Here is a 23,493-nt window from a genome sequence, read left to right as displayed (position 1 = left end):
GGGATGAGCCGATGAGCAAGCATCAACTATTGGATTCACAGGCGGGATTTTACTACGGCACCAAGGTCGGCGATGACAAATCGAGCTATAATATCGCGGAATATGTCGAAATAAATCACACTCTCGATATCGCAAGAATGAAACGTGTCATTCATCGCGTCATCAGCCAAACGCCGACGCTGCACGTTCTGTTTGATGAAGATAACGGTACGCCTTATCAATATCCCGTCACCGCCAACATCTCAGTGGAATGGGTAGATCTTTCGCAGCGCGCCAACAATATGGCTACCGCTATCGAATTAATGGAAGCGGATACCAAGCGCCCGTTCTCGTTGAACGCTGCGCCGTTATTCAGACAAAAAATCATTAGACTGGGTGAGCAACGCTTTCTGTGGTATTTCTGCAGCCACCATCTGCTGCTTGATGGTTACGGCACTTATTTGCTGATCCACCAAGTGGCACAGGCCTACCGAGGCCAAACGCAGCAACCGCAAGACGTACCTGCGATCGATGCCTTGCTCAGGGCTGAATCTGAGTATAAACAGTCAGCCGCCTATCAAGCGGACCGACATTTTTGGCAAGCAGCCAGCGCCTCACTGCCAGACCCGATGACATTAGCCTGCGCCAATATTCCCTCGGGACAAACGATCCGCCATGTGACTTCGTTGCCCTATCCTGCCGAGCGCCTTGCGCTGCAAACCGGGCACCCTTCTTGGCTGGCGCGCACTTTCGTGGTAGTGATGGCATATTTGTACTTGTGTACCGGCGAGAAACAGCAAACGATCGGCGTCCCAATGATGGCGCGAACAGACTCCCTGACGAGGCAGGCGCTGACTTGCAAAACCAACGTTGTTCCTTTGACGCTCGATATTGAGGACACGGCCTCATGCCGACAGTTGGCGCAAACCATTGAACGCATGCTCAGGCAACTCAAAAAACATCAAGCGTTCCGTTACGAAGAGATAAAAAGTCTGAGGAGCGTCACCAGCCGCTCGCCGCTGTTCAACATCGTGGTCAATATCATTCCCTTTGAAGCGGCAGCCTCATTTTCTTCCGCGCAGCGCAGCGAAATCCGTAATTTACGCTCAGGAGGCGCGCAGGATCTGGTCTTCAACATGCGTCCCGATCTCGATAACCAAACGCTTCGGCTGGAGATCGATGCCGACTCAGGGCTTTACGATGCGGCCAGCCTGGTGCGGCACAGCCAGGGGATACAGACCTTGTGCGACTTGCTGTATCACGACCCGGAAAATCTTTCCGTCGCGGCATTGCGACAACGTTTCCCGCTCTCGCTGCAGGGTAAAGCAGCCAACGAGAACGTGGTCGATATAATGCAACGTATCGATCGTGCCGTCGTTCAAGCGCCGCAACGCACGGCGATCCTCACGCCCGCACACGCTTCGTTGTCGCTAAGAGCGCTGTCTTATGCCGTTTTGCAGCAACAGTGGCGTGCGCTGGCCGATACCCTGGCCCCCGCCCGTGCTGCATACACCGTGCTGTTGCTCGACTTGCCGCAAGGGCCGGAAGCCATCATCTGCATGCTTGCTGCGCTGCAGTTGAAAATGCCGTTCGTCAACCTGAATGCCAAAGGGGATGGAGCGGCTCATCGTCAACTGCTTGAACAGTTTAGCGACGCTATCCTGATTACCGATCGCACACTTCCCTCCTTTCATTCCGAACCTGACGTATTGGCACATTGGCGCGCATCGACACTCGATATGCCGGCGGATTTCGCGCACTTCACCGTGTTTCGCCGGCAAACAGCGGCAGAGGCGCCGCCATTCCCGGCCGGAACCGGCTATATCATGTTTACCTCCGGCTCGACGGGAATGCCTAAAGGCGTGATAGGCGCCCGACATGCTCTCAACGTTTTTGTCGATGCGGCGATAAAATGCTATGGCATTCAACCGCATGAACGCGTGTTGCAATTTGCGCCCTTGCATTTCGATGCGTGCATTGAAGAAATTTTCATGACGCTGGGTGCCGGCGCCCACCTGTGTATCGCCCCTGAGGCCGTCAAGCACAGTTTTGCCGCTTTCTTCACATTCTGCGCCGATCATCAAATCAGCCTGCTGGATCTGCCGACCGCCTACTTTAATGAGATGCTGTTCGCCTCCGGCGGCGAACAGACGCTGCCGCCGGCCGTCACGACCGTTATCATCGGCGGCGAAAGCCTTTCACCGCGAGCCAAAGAAAGCTGGTTCGCGCACTATCCCAAAGGCAGAAAGTTATTCAACTCCTACGGCCCAACCGAGACAACCGTGGTGGCGACGGTCGCCGAAATCAAAAACGATGGCGCCGCCGTGACGATAGGCGCACCGTTGGACGGTATATACACGGCGATCGTCGGCGAGGATCTCAGGCTGTTGCCGCTCGGCTGCAGCGGCGAATTACTGATAGCCGGAGCGACCGTCAGCCTGGGATATTTGCATCAGCCAACGCTGAGCGCGGAAAAGTTCGTCACCCTTGAGGTTAACGGCCATCCCATGCCCGCCTTTCGCACCGGCGATATCGCCTGCCAGCGCCAGGATGGGCAGTTGGTGTTCCTTGGCCGCAAAATTCGTGAAGCGAAAATCGCCGGGCAGCGCGTCAATATGGGTGAGATAGAAAGCTGTCTGGCCCGGTTGCCCGCAATTGTCGAAATTGCCGTGCTGGCCAAAAGCGGCGACGCGGGAACGGAACTGTACGCGCATTATCACAGCCGGCAGCCGCTCAGCGAGGCAATGCGCCGCACGCTGTATGGCGAACTGCCCAATGCACATATTCCTCAGCGCTTCGTGCATCACCCAACGCCGCTGGCCAAACTGGCTAACGGCAAGATTGATTATCGCACCCTGGAAAGACAATCCCGGCTGCCTGAACCCACACGGGAATTGCGTTCGACGACATTCAACACCCTGGTGAATGAGGTTTGGCTCGCGACGCTGGGCAGTGACGATGGCGACTTCTTCACGCTCGGCGGCGAGTCGCTGCAGGCCATAAAAATCATTAACGCGCTTAACGCCCACTGTCGGTTGGATCTGAACCTGAGCGACATTTTTGAACATCCGAGACTCGCCGATTTCTGCCGACACCTAACGCAGCTGGCCCATGCACGCTATGGCCTGGATCCGCAGCATCTGGACATCCGCTGCGCTATCGGCCGCCGCCTATCAACCGAGGCGCCGGCCAGCAGCCGGCTGTTTATTCAATCTCCCGAAGGCGCAGATGAACGACTTTTGTTGGCCGCCCTCGCCGACAAACACGGTGTGGACATTCTGTCACCGCAGGCGCTGCCGTTGCATGCTGAATGGCCGCTGAACGCGGCCATATTCAACGTACCGAACGAAGCCACGCAATATGCCAGCTGGCTTGATGCGCTTTCGGCCCTGCTGCTCGTCCTGCCCGGCCGAGTTAACTACATGATCTTTATGCATGATACAGCCGGCGGCGCCAGACTCACGCAAAGCCTGCTGCGCGATTTTCGGCATGAGCGGCTGCTGTTGCTGCATAAAACCGATTCGCGCCGCCAAGCCGTCGACGCCGGCGTTACTGAGTTGATAGCCTTTTCCGCGCGGCTTGGCTATTTCCCGCACATCCGGTTCGATACGGCCAATGAGCGATTGAACGGCTGCGTACTGAGGATCTTCGGCTTCGATGATGGCGAGAATATCGATCATCGCGCCGCCTTCACAATGGCACAGCGGAGAAACCCGGGAGTGCAGTTGTGTAGCTTGTCGCATTGGCTGAATTTGATTTCCGCCCACAGCGACAAACGCCCGAATAAAAGCGGTCGAACAGGGAAAGCTATCGACGTCAACATGGAAGGAGTGCACTGATGAGCGTCATCGGCCTGATCAATCTGATGGAAATGGCGAAACAGGGAGCAACATTCGGCGAGCTGTCGCCTCGACGCCAAACCATTGAGCATGTCGACGCCGCCGCCCTCAGTGCGGTGCAGGAAGACATCACCGCATTTTTATCTGTCTGTACGCCAGATAATGCAGTGCGAGACACCGGGGAGAAGCCTTGTTACACCGTCAATCACTACGCGGGGCAATACCTGTGGCTGTATGAAAACTTCACCAAGAACAGCCCGCTGTATAACATTCCGATCGCCAAAGAGATCCTGGGGCCCTTTGAACCCACGCGTTTGCTCGCCGCGCTGAAAAAACTACTCAAGCGGCACGGTGCGCTTTGCGGCCGCTATCGGCTAGACGGGGAAGCCATCACCGTTGACATCGTGCATCCTGATGAAACCATTTTCGAACACAGTCTCGAGGACATCAGCGGGCAGAATAGTGAGGAGCAGCAAAAAAGTATGCTGGCGGCGCTTAACGCCCAGTGCACGATTCCGTTTGATCTCGGTGCCGAGTATCCCCTGCGCTGCCGGATCTTGAGAAAGAGCGCGCAGCACCACTATCTGTTCTTGACCTTTCACCATTGCGTGGTCGACGGCTGGACGGCCAATTTGCTGGTGGATGAACTGAGCCGTGGCTATCACGCGCACGAAGAGCATTGCCATTATGACAACGGCCAGGCGTTTTTCCGCTACCTTGAAGACCCTTTCCTCGCCGTCGCCAATGTCGATGACAGCATGGCGTTTTGGCGCGATGAACTGGATGGTGCGCCGGAAAAACACGCGCTTGAATACGATATTGCCATCACCGCGGCAGGAAAAACACAGAATATCGTCAGAACATCGCTGACGAACGAACTGCAGTCGGCTCTGGCCCAGTTAGCCAAACATAACGGTACGACGCTGTTTACGCTGTTGCACTCCGCCTTCGCGTTACTGATTGCCAGAGAATCTGCGACGGATCGCGTGGTCATCGGTAGCCCGATCGCCAACAGGAACGAGCCAACGTTAAACGATGCCGTGGGCAGCTTCGTCAACACGATCGCTCACCAATTTATCATCACTGGCGACGACAGTTTCACCGCGCTGCTGCAAAAGAACGCGAATAAATTTGCGCGCGCTTTCAAACATCAGGGTTTGCCATTCTCTTACCTGGTTGAACAACTCAAGCCCACGCGCGGCAAGTTTCACCCCATTTTTCAAATCATGTTCGTCTGCCAACATCGCAAAAGCAATGAGCTAAATGTTGGCGGTGCGCAGGTTAACACCCTGCCGAGAGGCTATGCGCCGCCCAAGTTTGATCTGGTTCTGGAAGTGATTTCCAGCGCAGAGGGCATTCAGTTGGAATGGCAATACAACGCCAAGCTGTTTACGCCGGAGCGCATTGATGGATTGGCGCAAGCTTACGCATTGCTGCTGCAGCAAATTGCCTGCGATCCCTCGCGGGCCGTCGGCCACTATTCGCTGGCGTCAATGGCCGATAACCGGCAATTGCGTCAGCTCTCCATCGGACAGGCAATGCCGGCATTCTTGCGGCAACCTCTTTCCGATCGGCTGTTACGCACTGCCCACCAGCATGCGGATCGCCCGGCGTTGTACGAGGGCGATAGCGTATGGCATTACGATCGACTGTTGCGGCACGCCGGCCTCGTGGCGCATTGGCTGATCGCCCATACCGCCCCAGGCGCGCTCATCGCCATCGATCTTCCACGCGGCGCTCATCAAGCTATTGCGGCGCTCGGCGTGATCCTCGCCGGACGCGCCTACTTGCCGTTGGCCGAAGGATTGCCGGATGCCCGCGCAGCGGCCATTATGCGGATATCAGGTTGCGCCTGGGTTTTGAGCAACCAGGCTCACCATCGCGCCCGCTATCCGCAGACTACCCGCATTCAAGATCTGGAGGCGCTGTTTTCCCCTCATGTCACAGACACAGCGACCTTCCCGCCAGGCGAAGCGGAAGCGCTCGCCTATGTCATTTATACGTCGGGGACGACCGGCACGCCAAAAGGTGTGGCTATGGAACAGGGTGCCGTCACCAATACCTTGCTGACCATGAACCGACAGTTTAACGTTTCTCATCGTGACAACGTATTGGCGCTCGCCGATCTGGCCTTCGATTTATCGGTCTATGACCTGTTCGGCAGCTGGCTAGCCGGCGCATCGGTAACGGTGCTATCGCCGCATGAAGCGAAAGAGCCGTCAGCATGGCTAAATGCGATACGCCAGCGGCAAATCAGCATCTGGAACTCGGTTCCCGCCATCTTGCAAATGCTGGTGCAATATTGCGCACAAGAAAACATCCTGTCGCTGCCTCAACTGCGGCATATTTGGCTGAGCGGCGATCGCATCTCTTCGCGGCTGATCGCCGAGGCACATCGGCTTTGCCCCAACGCCACCATCACCAGCCTTGGCGGTGCAACCGAAGGGGCAATATGGTCAATTTATCATCCGGTTACACGAGATACGCACTACAGAAACGCCATCCCTTATGGAACCGCATTGCCAAATCAGAGCATGTGGGTGTTGGATGAAAAACTCGAGCCGTGCGGTTTCGGCGTTACCGGCGACATTTATATCGGTGGCGTTGGGGTTGCCCGCGAGTATTGGCGCGATAGCCAAACCACCGTCGGCAGCTTTGTGCTTTTCCCAACCACCGGAGAACGCGTGTACCGCACCGGCGATCGCGGCCGTTGGCATCGCAGCGGTTACATCGAGTTTCTCGGCCGCGAAGACCAACAGGTGAAACTGCAGGGTTTTCGCGTCGAATTAGGTGACGTCGAATTCGCGCTCAAAAGCAGCGAGCTGGTCGCTGAAGCGTGTGTCGTCTGTCGCGATGAAACCGGGAACGGCACACCGCATCTGGAGGCTTACATCACATTGACCGAGGCGGGGAAAACCTGCATTCAAGCAGAGCAAAGAATACGCGAGCTGGTTACGGCCGCATTGCCCACGTATATGGCGCCATCCCGCTATCATCTCATTGAACGTTTCCCACTTTCACGCAACGGCAAATTGGATCGCACCTTGCTATCGCCAGGCACCGAACGGAGTCAGGCCAGCGATGTTGCACCCGCGGCGTCCGCGGAACTCATGCTGCTACGAGAGCTGTTGGCGAATACGTTAGGCTGTACCCCAGACAAGATCGACCCCCATGCCAGCTTCTTCAGCAATGGCGGCAGCTCGCTTTCCGGCATCACGTTTTTGGGCAACATCAAGCGCGCCCTTAATGTGGAATTAACCCTGGCGGAAATCCTTGGCTACTCACAGCTCGATAAACTTGTCGAGCGTCTGCGCGCGAATGCGCCCCTGCCGTTATCGATGCTGTCCGGCTCAGCCGATCGCCCCTCTCTGCCCACCTTGTATTTGGTGCATGGCGCCGGCGGCCAGGTACATCAATATGCAAAGTGGACAAAACAGCTTTGCGCCTGCGCCAACATCATTACCATCGCCAGCCCGGGGTTGGCCGCGCCAGGCGCAGACGACACACTCACCCTGCAGCGATTGGCCGCCTCCCACTTGGCGGCCATACCGCGTGCCAAACGCGACACGGCCGTTATCGCCGGCTGGTCATTGGGTGGCCAATTAGCTGTCCATATGGCGGCGCTGGCCACGGAACAAGGCGCGCCCTTTGCGCATGCGGTGGTTGTCGACAGCGGTTTTCCCGCCCAGCAGCCCGCAGTGAAGCGACGTTTCAGCGTGGCCCAAAGTTACCTCAGTCTGTTCGACTCCCTCGGTATTGCGCGCCATTTGTGTCGGCGTCAAGAAACGAATGCGATAGACAGCTTCGCCAACGAGATAAAAATGCACTATGCGCTGAATCAGAGCGTGCTTGCGGAGAAGATCACGCTGGAACATGCCGAAACCTTCTGTTGGGCGCTGAAAAAATCGTTCGAACTAACGAATAACGCCGGCCCCCTGCCGCAGATAGCGATACCGCTAACGCTTTGGCTCAGCCAGCAACGTCAGCGTAAACACCCCCATCTTGCACAACGCTGGGAGATGCAATCCTCGCATAGCGTTCAACTCAGTTATTGTGCAGAAACGCATTACAGCATTTTAAACAACGCTCAACTTCTTCGAGCGCTGACGCAATTGCTGCACGCGTTGTCAACATCATTGGAATAACGCGAGAAGATACCCCCTATCAATCAAACCTATCGAGGCACTGATGAAATTACCAAGCAGTTGGATTTTTTTGTTCTGCTTTTACTACACATTTATGGATATTTTTTATTCTTTATTTTTTTCCGAAGACAGGAGGTTTACCAGCACAATCATTCAATCCTTTATCTTTTCAACCTTGCTAGTGGCATTTTTCTGGTATCGGAAAACTGCAAAAACCAAAAACCAATAATATAAGGAAGTCATTATGAGAGAGCTTACACTTAATGAAGTGAACTTTATCGCGGCAGCTGGGGATTTCAGCTATGCAGAGTTGGGCGGTGCAGTCGCTGCCGGCGCGGTTGGTGGAGCGATGACCGGCGCCATGGCTGGCGGCGTCGGTGCTGGCCCAGGCGCTGTTGCCGGTGCCGTTATCGGTGGTGCCGCCTATACCGCTGGCAAAATGGTGGAGTCCATGTTGGGTGGCAATAAACAAACATCGACGAACAATCCTGCCGACAGTAACTAATGCAGGAAGATTCGTATCCATCATATGAAAAGATTATTCATTATATTGTTCGCCATTTTAATCGGGCTTGTTGTTGGCGCGATTGCGGATTATTTCAGCCTCAATCGTTTCTTGAAATACGCCCTTATCGCCTTTGCCGTTATCGCCACGCATAAATTGCTCAATAGCGATCACGGGCGACGCTCAGCATGATCAACGTGGCTTATTTTAAAATTTAATTACTAAGGAGCAAGTATGCGCAATCTTACCTCTGAAGAATGTTCAATCATTTCCGGTGCAGGAGATCGCAGCGGTACATTGACGGTTTCCGCAGAAACTGTCGGCGCAGCGATCGGCGGCGGCATCGGCTCTATCGGTGGCGTGGCGGGCGGCGTTGTCGGCACTATTGTCGGCGGTGCTGTCGGTAACTATGTCACCGGCGATCGTGCCCCCGGCTCAGTTGGCCCATCAGGCATTCCCTGGGGCGGGAGCAACGGCGGCGGTACCATGTGGGGGAACAACAACAATACCGATTCGAACTGATCGGGGCCCTGCAAGCCTCGCGGTTGACCTCAGCGGTTAACATTGGCTTCAGCGCCTAAAGCGTCACATCATGCCAGGGTTATCATTGTGATAACCCTTTTTTCATGGGTTCACCGCAGGATGAGTGCGCGGTTGACGTAGCGAAAATATCGGGGTGAAGAGGCCAGGTAAAGCGAAGCTGACATTACCCGAGTCGAATGACTCTATCCGCAGAGGCAATCGTCGACGGACGGTGCGCAATAATCACGCGGGTAATGTTCAGTTGTGAAATAGCGCGGTTAATATGTGTTTCATTATCTAGATCCAGGTGGCTAGTCGCTTCGTCCATAAACAGAATGCTGGGGCGACGATAGAGCGCACGGGCTATCAATAAGCGCTGTTTCTGCCCGCCAGAAAGGCTCCCCCCCAGTTCGCCGATCAATGTTTCATAGCCCATCGGCATGTTTTGAATATCATCATGCATATTGCAACGTCGTGCGCACGCCTCAATACGCTTCAGATCCATTTCGGCATCAAATCCTGAAATATTTTCAGCGATAGATCCCGCCAGCAGCTTGTCATCCTGCAACACGCAAGCGATACATTGGCGATAATTATTAACGCCAATGTTGCTGATATCCATACCGTCGACCAGCACGGCCCCTTCATCCGGCGACAGCAACCCACACATTAACTTCATCAACGTGGTTTTACCCGCGCCGGAGGGACCGACAATCGCCACGCTTTCTCCCGCTGCAATGCTGAGATTCAAATCCGCGATAATGGGTTTCGCCAAGCGATCATACTGGTAGCGCAGATTCCGCACCCGAAGCTCCGCGGCTTTGCCTTTTGTGAAGAGCTGGCGCGCGGGCATTTGCGATTCCGGTGACGAAAGCACAATGTCCGCCACCCTTTCATTATGCAAACTCAGCATTCGCAGCTGAAGCATCATGTCGATCAGGCTGCTGGCACGCTCCGAAAACTGCCCGCGGTAGGCGTTAAACGCGATAAACATGCCGATCGTCATTTGATTGTCTATGACCAATGCCGCGCCTAGCCAAAGGATGATCACCTGATCGCAGGTGGCGATAAACGCCCCCAGGCCGCCAAACATCATGTTTAATTTGGTCAGCTTGATACCGGCATTGATCGTTTCTACGTTTAGATTCAGCCAATACTGCGAACGGGTTTCAGATAACCCCAGCGCCTTTAACGTACTGACGCTATACAACGTTTCCATGAAATGAGACCCGGCTCGTGCCCCTTTCACCAACTGCTCTTCCGACAGCTGCCGATAATATTGATAGGTCGACAACCTGAGAATAACGTATATCGCCGTAAAGCCGAGCACCACCCAAACCAACCAGCCGCCATAGAGCAGCATCATGATAAATACGCCTACGGACATGATGCCATCAATAATACTGCTGACGATGCTGGTAGTGAAAGTCGCTCTTATCGTATCCAATGAGCCGAAACGGGATTGAATATCACCCAACTTGCGCTTCTCAAAGAAGGAAAGCGGCAATTTCATCAGATGATCGAACACTCCCGCCTTCCATTGCACGTCTATCAACGCGCCCATGACGATAGAGATCCACGAGCGCAACATGGATACGCCGGTACGGAATAAAATAAAAAACAGCAATCCTATGCATATCAGCGCTAAAAGATCATGATCGCCGGCCAGAATCACATGGTCCATGACCAACTGCGTACCGACGGGCAACAGCAGATTAACCGTTTCAATCACGATCGACAGACAGAAGATCTTTAGCAAGGCCCCCTTGAGGCCGCGCACATTGCTCATCAGCTTGCGAAAACGCAATCTGCTTTGCTGTTTGATCGGCTGAAATTCACTGTCTGGCCACAGCTCAAGCGCTACGCCGGTAAAATGCCGCGACAGTTCATGCAACCCCAGCACTTTACGGCCAAAGGCAGGATCATGGATCACCGCCCGCCCTCGGCTGACACTGACAAGCACCACGAAATGCTTCATGTCCCAATGCAGAATACAAGGCATTTTCAATGCCTTAAGTTCATCGATATTCAGCGATAACGCTCTGGATTGCAGTTTCAGTGCGCTCGCGATGTCAATCAGCGCGGACAGCGTCGCCCCGCGTGAAGAAAAGCCGTAGCGGCTGCGCAGATTAAACAGATCGATTTGCAAGCCATGGTAATGGCATACCATCGCCAGACTGGCCAGCCCACATTCCGAGGCTTCAGTTTGCAGGATCTGCGGCACTTTGCGGCGCAGCGACAAATTGAGTTTGCCCTTTAGCGTGTCGAAATAAGATTCAGTCATTGATTGGCCCCATCAGGCTGTTTTTCATATCGTAGAAAGGCGAGAACATCCATTGATATAAAGGCCTTTTTTCCAGAAACAGCGTGGATTGAGCCCGCATGCCGTTAGTGAGCTGCAACGCCTTGCCCTGGTAACTGATATGCGTTTCATCCATGGAAACGGTGACCTTGTAATAAGATGCCGTTTGCGCGTTGGGCTGATGCACGGGAGAACTGCTGTAAGTTGACATTTCTTGCATGGAGGCCGGCACATAAGCGATGCTTTCTATCCTGCCGGGAAACTGGCCAAACTTCTCATAGGGGAAAGCATCATAACGAATGTTGATGGCGTCCCCCGCTGAAACATAAGGCACACTGGCGTTCGGCAACCATAAAACTAGCTGATAAATCGCGCCATTACGTGGAATAATCTGTACCAGACTGTCACCGCTATTGACCATCTGACCCGGGGTAACGCTGAGAGATTCAATGCGGCCATCGCTCGGGGCGTTCACGATCAATGCGCCGCTGGCATCGGCTTCCGCTAACTGCCGTTGCAAATCATTACGCTGAAACTGGTACTGTGAAATTTGATTATCGAAATCTGCCGCGCGCGTAACGATGTCGCTTTCCAAATTCGTAATTTGCAACGATTCCTGAATGTGTTGGCTATGCAGGTTTTGGAACAGACTTTGTTGTTGATAAAACGAATAGGTTTGTCCGCTAAGCTGATCTTTGGTAATCAGACCGCGCTGCTGATATTCCTTATAGGAACGCATGTTGTCCTGAGCAAATGCCACCCCTTCTCGTGCGTTATCCAACAGCTGTTTGGACTGCATGTGCGCCAATTCATACTGTTTTTTTTGCGCGCGTAGATTTTCCAGCGTCATGCGCTTGTTGTCTTGCAACTTAAGGATGATGCTGTCAACGTGTTTTAACTGGTTTTCCAGCGCCAGGCGCGTATTGGCGCTCACTTTCCCGTTATCCGTCACCCGGCTGACATCAATCTGATAAAGACGCTGGCCTTTTTTAACCACGTCGCCCACTTCGACGAAGCGTTCCGAGATAAAACCCTGCTGGGGTGCAAACACATTGACTGAGCGGGGGAAGGTGGTGATTTCACCATAAACATTAATGCGGCGCGTATAATGACTGAATATAAGAAAAGAGAGGAAAACAAGAATAAATAAAAACGATAAAAGACCAAAGCACCAGGCGGGCAAGCCGTTTATCAATAAGGCCTTACCCGCCCATTTCGCCCGCTGATGATCCGTGGCTTCCTGTCGAAACAAATCACGCATGAAATCCCTTTCCAGAAATAAAGCTCAAGCCAATCCTGGCTCGTAAAATGCAGAAGTACACCGAAAAAACAGCAACAGTGATTAAAACAAGCCTGTTGCTTTTTAAGCAGTGATATCGTAAAGATAATTATTCTCATTATGATATAGAGCCCCCCGAAAAAATGCAATGCTTTTTACGCACTTATCCAGCAACATGGCTGTATATCACCATGTATATTCATAAAAAACCAATAAAGAGTCTCCTAACCAAATAATCGTATTCAGACTACATCTCGGCATGTCCAATAAATAATCATGCGCCGCCCTTCCATTGTCTGTTTTTCATCCACAACGTGTGCAGCAATAACGCTATCAAGGCTTTCACTTCCTTATGTTAAAATTGTCGCCACGCGGTGTCGGCGTATTCCAATATGCCTATGCGCCGGCACCGCGAATGAAATCAGTCTGACACCGCCGCCTGATAAACCACCTTGCCGTCCACATAGGTACGGTAAATATTGCGATCGTCCCCCAGCGTCATCAGCACGAAGCCTTGTTCCGCCGGCGTGGCGCTGTTGGCGTAGCGTAACTGCTGCAGCGGCGTCACCGCCGGATCGAGCACCACGAAATCCGCCTCTTTGCCGACGTCGAAGTTGCCGATTTTGTCGTCTAGCGACAGCGCGCGGGCGCCGCCCAGGGTGGCGTGATAGAACGCTTCTACGGCGGAGAGCCGGTAATGCTGCAGCTGGCCGACCTTGTACGCCTCGCCCAGCGTGCGCAGCATATTGAAGGAGGTGCCTGCACCCACGTCGGTGCCGATGCCGAGCTTCACCCGCTTGCGCCAGGCCTGCTGCAGGTCGAACAGCCCGCTACCGAGGAACAGGTTGGAGGTGGGGCAAAAGGCGATCGCCGAGCGGGTCTCGCACAGGCAGTCCCACTCCTGCTCCTCCAGGTGCAGGCAGTGGGCGAACACGCTTTTTCCGCCGGTCATGCCGTAGCGATGGTAAACGTCCAGATAGCTTTGGCTTTGCGGGAACAGCGATTTTACCCAGGCCACTTCCTGCGGATTCTCGCTCAGATGCGTCTGCAGCCACACGTCGGGGAATTCTTCGCGCAGCCGCTGCACCTGCGCCAGCAGCGCCGGGGTGCTGGTTGGCGCAAAGCGAGGCGTAATGGCGTAACCGAGGCGGCCTTTGCCGTGCCAGCGTTCAATCAACTCGCGCGTGTCGCGGTAACTCTGCTCCGGCGTTTCCAGCAGCGCCTGCGGCGCATGGCGATCCATCATCACCTTACCGGCGATTAGACGCATGTTCAGCGTTTGCGCTTGGCTGAACAGCGCATCGACCGACTGCGGGTGCACGCTGCCGAACACCAGCGCGGTGGTGGTGCCGTTGCTCAGCAACTCACGCAGAAAGAAGGCCGACATCGCGTCGGCGTGCTGCTCGCAGCCATAGCGGCTTTCGGTCGGGAAGGTGTAATTATTTAACCAGTCCAGCAGTTGGTCGCCATAGGCGCCAATCATTTCGGTTTGCGGATAGTGGATATGGGTGTCGATAAACCCCGGCACGATCGGTTTGTCGCGATACTCCGTGACCGCGAAACCCGGCGGCAGCAGCGCCTCGCCCTGCTGCCAGCTGCCGAACCAGACGATGACGCCCCCGTTCAGCAGCAACAAACCGTCGGGAATGTGCCGCAGGCGTTCGTCAAGCTGTTGCGGTTCCTCCACGCAGGCCGCGATATCAAAAAAATTGCCACGAATAGCCGTGGTGAATTGCAGTACCATTATTTTCTTCCTTGTGACGACCGGCCAATCTCACCCGCATAATAACCTGCGTCGATGAAACAATGCCTTCTGTTGCCCAAACTTAAAGACCGGGTTAAGCATAGCAAGCCGTGTACCAACAGACCGACATAAAATATATTTTCACGTTAAAACAAAGTGATACCAATTAAACAAAGAAAACCAACCGAAGAAAAAGAATAAAACACGCGGCGATCTTCGACGGCAGATTAATAGCAACCGTTTGCTTACCGGAATAACACCTTTGCTGCACCTTTAATGGGCAAAGGGATATTTTCGCGCCCGTCAGCCTATTTCAACGCGATAAAAAGAGGCCGGAACCATTCAGGAAACCACCCGGCAAACTTGAAACGATAACCATTCTCAATTATCATCCACGCATCTTTTTGACCAGCAATGCGAAAACCATGTCCGCCACCGCTTCCGCCCCGCACGCCGCGCTGTCGCGCCTTTACGCCACCCATCACGCCTGGTTGCAGGGATGGTTGCGCCGGCGGCTGGGCTGCGCTTTCGACGCGGACGATGTGGCGCAGGACACCTTTATGCGCCTGCTTAAAAGCGACGCCGCGGCGACCCTGCGCGAGCCGAAAGACTTTCTGGTCACCGTCGCCAAGCGGGTGATGGTCGATCTGTTCCGCCGCAGAACGCTGGAGCGCGCCTATCTGGAGATGCTGACGCTGATCCCGGAAGGCTACGCCCCGTCGCCGGAACAGCGCCAGAGCCTGTTGGAAAGCCTGCAGCAGATCGATGCCATGCTCGACGGCCTGGGGCCAAAAGCGAAACAGGCCTTTCTGCTGTCGCAGCTCGAAGGCCTGGGCTATGCGGACATCGCCGTGCGCCTCGGCGTGTCGGTCAGTTCGGTTAAAAAATACATGGCCAAGGCCACCGAGCATTGCCTGCTGTTCAGCCTGGAAAACGACGTTTTCTCATGAGCAACGCCATTACCCCCGAGCAGCGCCAGGCGCTGAAGATGGCCGCACACTGGTATGCCCTGCTGTGCGATGAGCACGTCACCGACCGCCAGCGCCTACAGTGGCAAGCCTGGCACCAGCAGCACGCCGATCACCGCTGGGCCTGGCAGCGCGTCGAAGCGCTGCAGAGCCAGCTGCAGGGCGTGCCGGGCAAGTTCAGCTACCGCGCGCTCGATCGCGCCGGCCGCCAGTCGGCAATCGATCGCCGCACCCTACTGAAGAGCCTGCTGCTGTTGCTTGGCGTGGGCGGCGGCGGTTTCCTTTACCAATCGCCGTTCGGCCGGGAGCTGCGTGCCGACTACCGCACCGCCACCGGCGAAATCAAACCCATTGTGTTAAGCGACGGCACCCAACTGGTGCTCAACACCGCCAGTGCGGTGGACGTGCATTACGACGATCGTCAACGGTTGATCCGTTTGCACGCCGGAGAAATCAGCCTGATTACCGGGCGCGACCCCCGGCCGCTGTGGGTGCAAAGCCCACAGGGGGCGATGCGCGCGCTCGGCACCCGCTTTTTGGTGCGCGAGATCGGCGGCGAGACGCGCCTGACGGTGCTGGAGCATGCAGTCGAAGCGCAGCTGGCGCAGGATCCGCAGCAAACGCGCCGGGTGGACGCCGGGGAACAAATCGGCTTCAGCGCCTCGGCCTTCAGCGACAAGCAACCGGCTGCGGCGCAGGACGGCTGGCTGCGCGGCGTGCTGAGCGTCAGCCAATGGCGGCTGGACCGGGTGATCGCCGAACTGGCGCGCTACCGACGCGGCCACCTGAGCTGCGATCCGGCCGTTGCCGGCCTGCGCGTCAGCGGCAGTTTCCCGCTCAACGATACCGATCGCGCCCTCGCCCTGCTCAGCCAAACGCTGCCGGTGCGCCTGCAAAGCTTTACCCGTTATTGGCTGCAAATCGTTCCCGCCTGAATTTTTTAAATGAAAATGATAAAAAATCGCATTCTTGATTGTCCCTTTTGCTTCGCTCATCCGACTCCCAGGAAAACACTGCAGCAATAAATAAAAAATGATTCAGGAGAAGGTATGAACAACGCTTGGGGAAAAGTAGCGCCGGCTTCGCTTTGGGGAAAACGCGCCACGCCGCTGGCCGTGGCTATTGGCCTGGCATTCGCCGCACCGCTGACGGCGAGCGCCGCCAGCGCCGCCGCAGCCTATCATATTCCGGCCGGTGAGTTGGACGGCGCGCTGAACGCTTTCGCCGCTCGCGCCGGCATCGCGCTCTCGGTGGACGGCACGCTGACCGCCGGTAAACGTTCGCCGGGCCTGAGCGGCAGCTACGGCGTCGATGACGGCCTGAACGCCCTGCTGGCGGGCAGCGGCCTGCAGGCTAAAGCGCTCGGCAACAACGGTTACACGCTGGCCAAACTGCCGCAGCCGCAGAAGGAAGAAGACATCACCGTGGTCGGTGACTGGCTGGCGGAAGGCCGCCAGGTAGACGTGTTCGAACATCCCGGCGCGCGCGACGTGGTGCGCCGCGAAGAATTCGCCAAAACCGGCACCACCACCGTGCGCGAAGCGTTGAATCGCGTGCCGGGCGTGGTGGCGCCGGAGAACAACGGCACCGGCAGCCATGACATGGCGCTGAACTTCGGCATTCGCGGCCTCAACCCGCGCCTCGCCAGCCGCTCCACCGTACTGATGGACGGCATCCCGGTGCCCTTCGCGCCTTACGGCCAGCCGCAGCTGTCACTGGCGCCGGTCTCGCTCGGCAATATGGACGCGATCGACGTGGTGCGCGGCGGCGGCGCGGTGCGTTATGGGCCGCAGAGCGTCGGCGGCGTCGTCAACTTCGTCACCCGCGCCATCCCGAAAACCTTCGGCATGGAGGCCGGCATGCAGGGGCAGCTCAGCCCGACCTCGCGCCAGGATCACCCGAAAGGCACCGGCAACCTGATGATCGGCGGCACCGCCGACAACGGCTTCGGCGCGGCGCTGCTCTACTCCGGCACGCGCGGCAGCGACTGGCGCGAGCACAGCGCGACCAAGATTGACGACGTGATGCTGAAAAGCCGTTACGCACCGAACGAGGTGCACACCTTCAACAGCCTGCTGCAATACTACGAAGGCGAGGCGGACATGCCGGGCGGCCTGAGCCGGGCGGACTACAACGCCAACCCGTTCCAGTCGACGCGCCCGTACGACAAGTTCTGGGGCCGCCGCCAGCTGGCGAACTTCGGCTATCAGTATCAGCCGGATCAACAGCACAAGTTCGACGTGCAGAGCTTCTACACCTACACCCTGCGCAGCGGCTATCTGGATCAGGGCAAAAATCTGACGCTGTCACCGCGCGAATACTGGGTGCGCGGCGTGGAACCGCGCTACAGCCAGAGCTTCCGCTGGGGAGACTCGGCGCATGAGGTCGGCGTCGGCTACCGCTACGTCAGCGAATCCACCCACGAGCTGCGCTACACCAGCAAGGCCAGCACCGGCCGGCTGCCGTCCAGCGCCAGCCCGTACGATCGCGATACCCAGTCCGGCACCGAGGCGCACGCCTTCTATATCGACGATCGCATCGACATCGGCGACTGGACCATCACGCCAGGCATGCGCTACGAGTACATCAAGTCGTATCAGAACAACTACATCAAGAACAACCGCCTCGACGTCAGCTATAACGCGCCGCTGCCGGCGTTGAACGTGATGTATCACCTTAACGAATACTGGAACCTGTACGCCAACACCGAAGGCTCCTTCGGCACCGTGCAATACAGCCAGATGGGCAAAGCGGTCGACAGCGGCAAGATTGAACCGGAGAAGGCGCGCACCTGGGAGCTGGGCACCCGCTACGCCGGCGATGCGCTGACCGGCGAGATCGGGCTGTTCCTGATCAACTTCAACAACCAGTACGACTCCAACCAGGTGACCGACAGCGTGACCGCGCGCGGCAAAACTCGCCACGCCGGGCTGGAGGGCAGCCTGCGTTACGATCTGTCGCAGCTGACGCCGAAACTGGACGATCTGACCGCCTACGCCAGCTACGCCTACGTCAACGCCACTATCCGCGAAGACGGCGGCTACAAGGGCAACCAGGTGCCGTTCTCACCGAAGCATAAAGGCACGCTGGGGCTGGACTACACGCCGGGCAACTGGGCGTTTAACCTCAACGGCGAGTTCCAATCCAGCCAGTTCGCCGATAACGCCAACACCGTGGCGGAAAGCGCCGACGGCAGCACCGGCCGCATTCCCGGCTATATGCTGTGGGGCGTGCGCGCCGCCTATGATTTCGGCCCGGAAATGGCCGGCCTGAATCTGGGCGTCGGCGTGAAAAACCTGTTCAACCACGAGTATTTCACCCGCGCCTATGACGACAATAACAAAGGTCTGTACATCGGCCAGCCGCGCACGATCTATCTGCAAGGCTCGGTGAAGTTCTGATCCCCTACGGCGGGCGCACCTCAGCGCGCTCGCCGCTTCATTCACAACGTGACATTGTCACCAATCCCGATCTTTCCATCTTGCCCAAGCGGTGAAAAATAAGTCGCTTCTGCCGCCAATGCGCGTAATATCGACGATCCGCCCTGATTTATGGGCGCGGATTTTTTGCCGTTCTGGCCTGAAAAGCGAGGGAAAATAAGATGAATCATAATGACCTTTCTCAGTGCCGCGTGGACACCGACCGTTTGTTGATTGCCCCCTTTACCGCAGCAGACGCCGACGATGTTTACCAGGCGATCACCCCCACTCTGACGCGCTTTATGGCCTTTGAGCCGGAGGCGTCGCCGGAAGATTTCGCCAACGTCTGGCAAGGTTGGCTGCCGCTGATGCGCGAAGGCGAAGAAGTGATCTTCGTCGCCCGTCGGCGCGAAGACCGGCAGTTTGTCGGCGTCGGCGGCGCGCACAACCTGCGCAGCCGCACCCCGGAGCTGGGCATCTGGGTGAAAGAGAGCCTGCACGGCCAGGGCTACGGGCGCGAAATCGTGCAGGGCATCGCGCGCTGGGTCAGCGAGCGCTTTCAGCCTCAGCACCTTATCTACCCGGTGGCCGAGCAAAATACCGCCAGCCGCCGCCTCGCCGAGTCGCTGGGCGGCGTGCTGGCCGGCAAGCGTGAAAACATCAAGTATGACGCCGTGGTCTACCACCTGCCGCCTCAGCGCTAATCAGCATCGGGCCGCCGGCCCGGTGCGGCCTTTTTTTCTCTGCGCCACGATAACCGCTGCCACTGCCAGCGGGTTTGTGCTAATGATAGAGGCATGTAGGGTAAAAACAGTTGAGGAACAGCAACATGATTATTTTTGTTACCGGCGCCACCTCCGGTTTCGGCGAGGCAATCGCACGCCGTTTTATCCGTGAAGGCCATCAGGTGATCGCCGCCGGGCGCCGCCTTGAGCGTCTCGAAGAGCTGCAGGACGAATTAGGGCAAGCGCTGCACATCGTGCGGCTCGACGTGCGCAACCGCGCTGCCATTCAACAGGCGATCGAAGCACTGCCGGCCGAGCTGCGCCAGATCGACGTGCTGGTGAACAACGCCGGCCTGGCGCTGGGGCTGGAGCCGGCGCACAAGGCCAACGCCGATGACTGGGAAACCATGATCGACACCAACGCCAAGGGGCTGGTGAACATGACGCGCGCGCTGCTGCCGGCCATGGTCGAGCGCAACGTCGGCCATGTGATCAACATCGGCTCCACCGCCGCCAACTGGCCTTACGCCGGCGGCAACGTGTACGGCGCCACCAAGGCGTTCGTCAAACAGTTCAGCCTGGGGCTGCGCGCCGATCTGCACGGCACGCGCATCCGCGTGACCGATATCGAGCCGGGCCTGGTGGGCGGCACCGAATTCTCCAACGTGCGCTTCAAGGGCGATGACGGCAAGGTCAACAAAACCTACGAAGGCGCCGATGCGCTGACGCCGGAAGACATCGCCGAGTCGGTGTTCTGGGTCGCGACGTTGCCGGCGCGCGTCAACATCAACACGCTGGAAATGATGCCGGTCAGCCAGTCCTTCGCCGGGCTGAACATCCACCGCGGCGCCTGATCTCCGGCGGCGGGAGGCGACTCCCGCCGTGTTTGCTCAGGCTGCGCGCCAGCCGGAAACGATGATCAACATGCCCGCCAGCGCCACCCCCGCGCCCACCCAGTCCAGCGCAGACAGCTTCACCCCGTCCACCACCCGCAGCCACAGCAGCGCCGTCGCCACATACACGCCGCCGTAGGCCGCATAGACCCGCCCGCTGGCCGCCGGATGCAGCGTCAACAGCCAGACAAACAGCATCAGGCTCACTGCCGCCGGCAGCAATAGCCAGGCGCTGCCCTGCTTTTTGAGCCAGAGATAAGGCAAGAAACAGCCGATAATTTCAGCCAGGGCGGTGGCGAAAAACAACAGCGTGGTTTTTAACATCGGTCGCAGTTTTCTCTCGATAAAGTAAACGAATCGGCGCTTGGCTGGTGAATTTCAGAAGCGCGGTGGTATATTTGTCACCACGCCTGCGGGCGAAGTAACGCCAGTGTCGCCATCATCAGGCGCACTCACTCATAAGGATGAAACGATGAAAACATTTTCGACCCAACGACTGCTGCGCGGGATGCTGCCGGTCGCCATGCTGGCCGTTATGGGCGCCTGGCAGGCGCCGGCGCTGGCCGCCACCTGCACGCAGGGCAGCACCTGCGTCACCGTCGATGGCAAAGGCAGCGGCGCGATGAGCACCGAAGAAGCACGCCAGAGCAAAGAGCAGTGGAATGATACCAAATCCCTGCGCCACAAGGTTAACACTCGCGTCGAGAAAGAGTTCGACAAGGCCGATCGCGCGGCGGATGACGAAGATCGCTGCAACGACAGCAACAACGTCAACGCGTACTGGGAGCCTGACACCCGTAAATGTCTGGATCGTCAGACCGGGCGTCGGATTAATCCTTAATCCGCCTGCGGCGGGCGGGCAAGCGTGAAACCCGGCCGCCATTACTGCTATCCTGTTACTGGAAGTCCATTGTCTAAAAGGATGACGTGATGAAGAAAACGCTGATATTAACCGCTGTCTTGCTGGCCGGCGCGCCGTTGGCGGCTCTGGCCTCCTGCGAAAGCGTGAAAGCGGATATTTCGCAGAAAATCATCAATAACGGCGTTCCGGAGTCCGGCTTCAAACTGGAGATCGTGCCTAACGATCAGGCCGATCAAGCGGGCGGCCAAGTGGTCGGCCACTGCGAAAACGACACCCAGAAGATCGTCTATACCCGCCTGAACAATGGCGACGATCGCGGTGACGCGGCGCAGACCGGCAGCAGCCAGGATACCTCCAACACGCAGTAAGCCGCATCGGCTATCCAGGGCGCAGTTCATTCACAGCCGCGCCCTTTACTTTTCCCTTACGCCTGCTCCGCCTCTTCCCCTTCGCCCTGCGGTCGACAACGCGCCGGGATCAGCATCGCCGCCGCCAACGCCAGCAACGACACCAACGCCGACACCAGAAACACCCAATGCAGCGAAGCCGCCACCTGCTGGATCAGCTGCGCCAGCGCTTCGCTTCCCATGCTCTGCCGCACCGCCGGCTCCATCAGCCGCTGCACCGGATCGTCAATCTCCGGCAAACGCCACTGCAGGTTGAGGTTCAGCGTGGCACCCAAAATCGCGGTGCCGATGGCCGACCCCACCATGCGGGTAAACACCGTACAGGCCGTGGCGATGCCGCGAATGCTGTAATGCGCCGCATTCTGCACCGACACTAAAAACGTGGTGTTGCACAACCCCATGCCGGCGCCGACCATAAACGCCGCCACCCGCCCCCACAGCAGGCCGCCGGTCGGCTGCAGCATCAGCAGGATCAGGCCGCCCGCCACCAACAGCAGCGCACCCAGCAACGCCGTCGCGCGGTACGAGGTCATCAGCATCAAACGGCCGCTCAGCGTGCTGGCCAGCGGCCAACCGATCGACATCAGCGCCAGCGTGGTGCCCGCCTCCAGCGGCGAGCCGCCCATCACGCCCTGAATGAAAGTAGGCAGGAAGGCGCTGATGCCCATCATCGCCGCGCCGATCACCAGCCCGCCGATGTTGCCGGCGACGATCACCCGGCTTTGCCACAGCGCCAGTGGGAACAGCGGTTCGACCGCGCGCCGCTCCTGGCGGACAAGCAGCGCCAGCGACGCCGCCGCCAGCGCGAGCAACGGCGCCACCCACCATCCCAGGCTTTCCATCTGCAACAGCGCGAGCAGCAGCGCCGAAACAAACAGCGTCAGCCAGGCGGTGCCCGCCAGATCCAGCGCGTGCGGCCGCAGCTGCTGATGCGCCGGCAGATAGCGCCAGAGGAAGAACATCGCCAGCAGGCCGATCGGCAGGTTGACCCAGAACACCAGCGCCCACGGCAGGTGCTGCACGATAAACGCCCCCAGCAGCGGGCCGATGATCGCCGACACGCCCCACACGCTCGACAGGTAGCCCATCACCTTCGGCCGCTCGGTGGCGCTGTAGATGTCGCCGATGATGGTGGAGGCGATCGGCATGATGGCGCCGGCGCCCAGCCCCTGCAGCAGACGGAAGCCGATCAGCCAATACATGTCGGGGGCGAAGCCGCACAGCACCGATCCCAGCAGGAACAGCGTGGCGCCGAAGAAGAACACCCGCTTGCGGCCGTAGAGATCCGCCAGCCGGCCGTAGATGGGAATGGTGATCGCCTGCGCCAGCAAATAGACCGCGAACACCCAGCCCAGCAGCGAAAAGCCGCCGAGATCGCCGATGATGGTCGGCATGGCGGTGGCGACGATGGTGGCTTCGATCGCCGACATGAACATCGCCAGCATGCAGGCGATCAGGATCAGCGGGCGATGGGTGATGGGTGCGGGTGAAACGTTATTTGTCATGGCGTTATGCAGGCTTCCTGGCGTTTTTATTTTCCCTGAGTATATCAGCAAGCGTCTGCGCCGAGTCTATCCGCCCTCACATCCTGCCTTTGCCGGCGGCGAATCGCACCATTTGGACTGATTGTTACGGCGTAACTTTTTGCTGCGGATTTTTTTTACTTTCCACGCATCCCAGCGCTGACGCGGTCTGCGGCGCCAATCTGGGCAAACTCAATCAGCTGATTTTGTTCATAAAACTTGGCACGCTCAACGTCAGGGTGCTATACCTTCCCTAGCCGGCGCCTTTGGGCTTCGTGCTTTCTCGGGTTTAAATATCAGTATCTTATGCTGATTAACTCACGTATTGAGCCTACGTTCAGCACGCTGTGCCGAACGCACCCTTCGCTCAATCTCGCTAAC

The 23,493-nt window shown here is 57.4% G+C and carries 17 protein-coding genes; 11 read left to right on the top strand and 6 right to left on the bottom strand.

Annotated elements, in window-relative coordinates; genetic code table 11:
• The first annotated feature begins 11 nt into the window (after positions 1-11).
• The 4 genes from ACJ8HH_RS07135 to ACJ8HH_RS07120 all read left to right on the top strand — a co-directional run bounded on the left by ACJ8HH_RS07135 (position 12) and on the right by ACJ8HH_RS07120 (position 8,990).
• On the top strand, positions 12-3,818 hold the full coding sequence (locus tag ACJ8HH_RS07135) for an AMP-binding protein (protein WP_033648239.1): 3,807 nt from the start codon (positions 12-14) through the stop codon (positions 3,816-3,818).
• Positions 3,818-7,963, top strand: coding sequence for a non-ribosomal peptide synthetase (locus tag ACJ8HH_RS07130; protein ID WP_164025052.1), 4,146 nt, complete (start codon positions 3,818-3,820; stop codon positions 7,961-7,963). The genes ACJ8HH_RS07135 and ACJ8HH_RS07130 overlap by 1 nt, the downstream gene beginning before the upstream one ends.
• A gap of 244 nt (positions 7,964-8,207) precedes the next feature.
• Entirely contained in the window at positions 8,208-8,468 is a 261-nt protein-coding gene (locus ACJ8HH_RS07125; RefSeq protein WP_049196799.1) for a hypothetical protein, read from the top strand.
• A 234-nt stretch (positions 8,469-8,702) separates the two neighbouring features.
• A complete protein-coding gene (locus ACJ8HH_RS07120; protein WP_025302730.1) occupies positions 8,703-8,990 on the top strand; it encodes a hypothetical protein in 288 nt (95 codons plus the stop codon).
• Between the two features lie 184 nt (positions 8,991-9,174).
• On the opposite strand, the gene ACJ8HH_RS07115 is transcribed toward ACJ8HH_RS07120, so the two are convergent.
• The 3 genes from ACJ8HH_RS07115 to guaD form a co-directional block, all read right to left on the bottom strand.
• Positions 9,175-11,274 carry a peptidase domain-containing ABC transporter gene (locus ACJ8HH_RS07115; RefSeq protein ID WP_033648237.1) on the bottom strand — a complete coding sequence of 700 codons (2,100 nt, stop codon included), beginning with the start codon at positions 11,272-11,274 and terminating at the stop codon, positions 9,175-9,177.
• A complete protein-coding gene (locus ACJ8HH_RS07110; protein WP_048321525.1) occupies positions 11,267-12,553 on the bottom strand; it encodes an HlyD family secretion protein in 1,287 nt (428 codons plus the stop codon). Before ACJ8HH_RS07110 ends, ACJ8HH_RS07115 begins: the two co-directional genes overlap by 8 nt.
• Positions 12,554-12,992: 439 nt before the next feature.
• Entirely contained in the window at positions 12,993-14,315 is a 1,323-nt protein-coding gene (gene guaD, locus ACJ8HH_RS07105) for a guanine deaminase (protein WP_060451550.1), read from the bottom strand.
• A gap of 425 nt (positions 14,316-14,740) precedes the next feature.
• On the opposite strand from guaD, the gene fecI reads away from it, so the two are divergent.
• From fecI to fecA, 3 genes are all read left to right on the top strand, one after another.
• Entirely contained in the window at positions 14,741-15,265 is a 525-nt protein-coding gene (gene fecI, locus ACJ8HH_RS07100) for a ferric citrate uptake sigma factor FecI (protein ID WP_033638471.1), read from the top strand.
• Positions 15,262-16,218, top strand: coding sequence for a ferric citrate uptake sigma factor regulator FecR (gene fecR, locus ACJ8HH_RS07095; protein ID WP_033655181.1), 957 nt, complete (start codon positions 15,262-15,264; stop codon positions 16,216-16,218). Before fecI ends, fecR begins: the two co-directional genes overlap by 4 nt.
• 114 nt (positions 16,219-16,332) lie before the next feature.
• Positions 16,333-18,684 carry a TonB-dependent Fe(3+) dicitrate receptor FecA gene (fecA, locus tag ACJ8HH_RS07090; protein WP_060451549.1) on the top strand — a complete coding sequence of 784 codons (2,352 nt, stop codon included), beginning with the start codon at positions 16,333-16,335 and terminating at the stop codon, positions 18,682-18,684.
• Positions 18,685-18,725: 41 nt separating this feature from the next.
• On the opposite strand, the gene ACJ8HH_RS07085 is transcribed toward fecA, so the two are convergent.
• A complete protein-coding gene (locus ACJ8HH_RS07085) occupies positions 18,726-18,893 on the bottom strand; it encodes a hypothetical protein (protein ID WP_154609291.1) in 168 nt (55 codons plus the stop codon).
• Between ACJ8HH_RS07085 and ACJ8HH_RS07080 the strand changes: the two genes are divergently transcribed.
• Positions 18,885-19,406 carry a GNAT family N-acetyltransferase gene (locus ACJ8HH_RS07080; protein WP_033655179.1) on the top strand — a complete coding sequence of 174 codons (522 nt, stop codon included), beginning with the start codon at positions 18,885-18,887 and terminating at the stop codon, positions 19,404-19,406. The genes ACJ8HH_RS07085 and ACJ8HH_RS07080 overlap by 9 nt on opposite strands.
• Positions 19,407-19,531: 125 nt before the next feature.
• Positions 19,532-20,281: a bifunctional NADP-dependent 3-hydroxy acid dehydrogenase/3-hydroxypropionate dehydrogenase YdfG gene (gene ydfG, locus ACJ8HH_RS07075; protein WP_025302722.1), complete on the top strand. Its 750-nt coding sequence runs from the start codon at positions 19,532-19,534 to the stop codon at positions 20,279-20,281.
• Positions 20,282-20,317: 36 nt separating this feature from the next.
• On the opposite strand, the gene ACJ8HH_RS07070 is transcribed toward ydfG, so the two are convergent.
• Positions 20,318-20,644: a YnfA family protein gene (locus ACJ8HH_RS07070; protein WP_033648230.1), complete on the bottom strand. Its 327-nt coding sequence runs from the start codon at positions 20,642-20,644 to the stop codon at positions 20,318-20,320.
• Between the two features lie 148 nt (positions 20,645-20,792).
• On the opposite strand from ACJ8HH_RS07070, the gene ACJ8HH_RS07065 reads away from it, so the two are divergent.
• Both ACJ8HH_RS07065 and ACJ8HH_RS07060 read left to right on the top strand, forming a co-directional pair.
• Positions 20,793-21,161, top strand: a complete 369-nt coding sequence (locus tag ACJ8HH_RS07065) for a DUF1283 family protein (protein ID WP_004938560.1) — start codon at positions 20,793-20,795, stop codon at positions 21,159-21,161.
• Positions 21,162-21,250: 89 nt separating this feature from the next.
• A complete protein-coding gene (locus ACJ8HH_RS07060) occupies positions 21,251-21,550 on the top strand; it encodes a DUF1161 domain-containing protein (protein WP_033648229.1) in 300 nt (99 codons plus the stop codon).
• Between the two features lie 56 nt (positions 21,551-21,606).
• Here ACJ8HH_RS07060 and ACJ8HH_RS07055 read toward each other — a convergent pair whose 3' ends face one another.
• Positions 21,607-23,094, bottom strand: coding sequence for an MDR family MFS transporter (locus tag ACJ8HH_RS07055; protein WP_060451548.1), 1,488 nt, complete (start codon positions 23,092-23,094; stop codon positions 21,607-21,609).
• Positions 23,095-23,493 lie beyond the last annotated feature (399 nt).

The sequence above is a fragment of the Serratia sp. CY32780 genome (assembly GCF_052169135.1).
Lineage (GTDB): Bacteria > Pseudomonadota > Gammaproteobacteria > Enterobacterales > Enterobacteriaceae > Serratia > Serratia sarumanii.
This window is presented reverse-complemented; position numbering and strand designations above follow the sequence as displayed.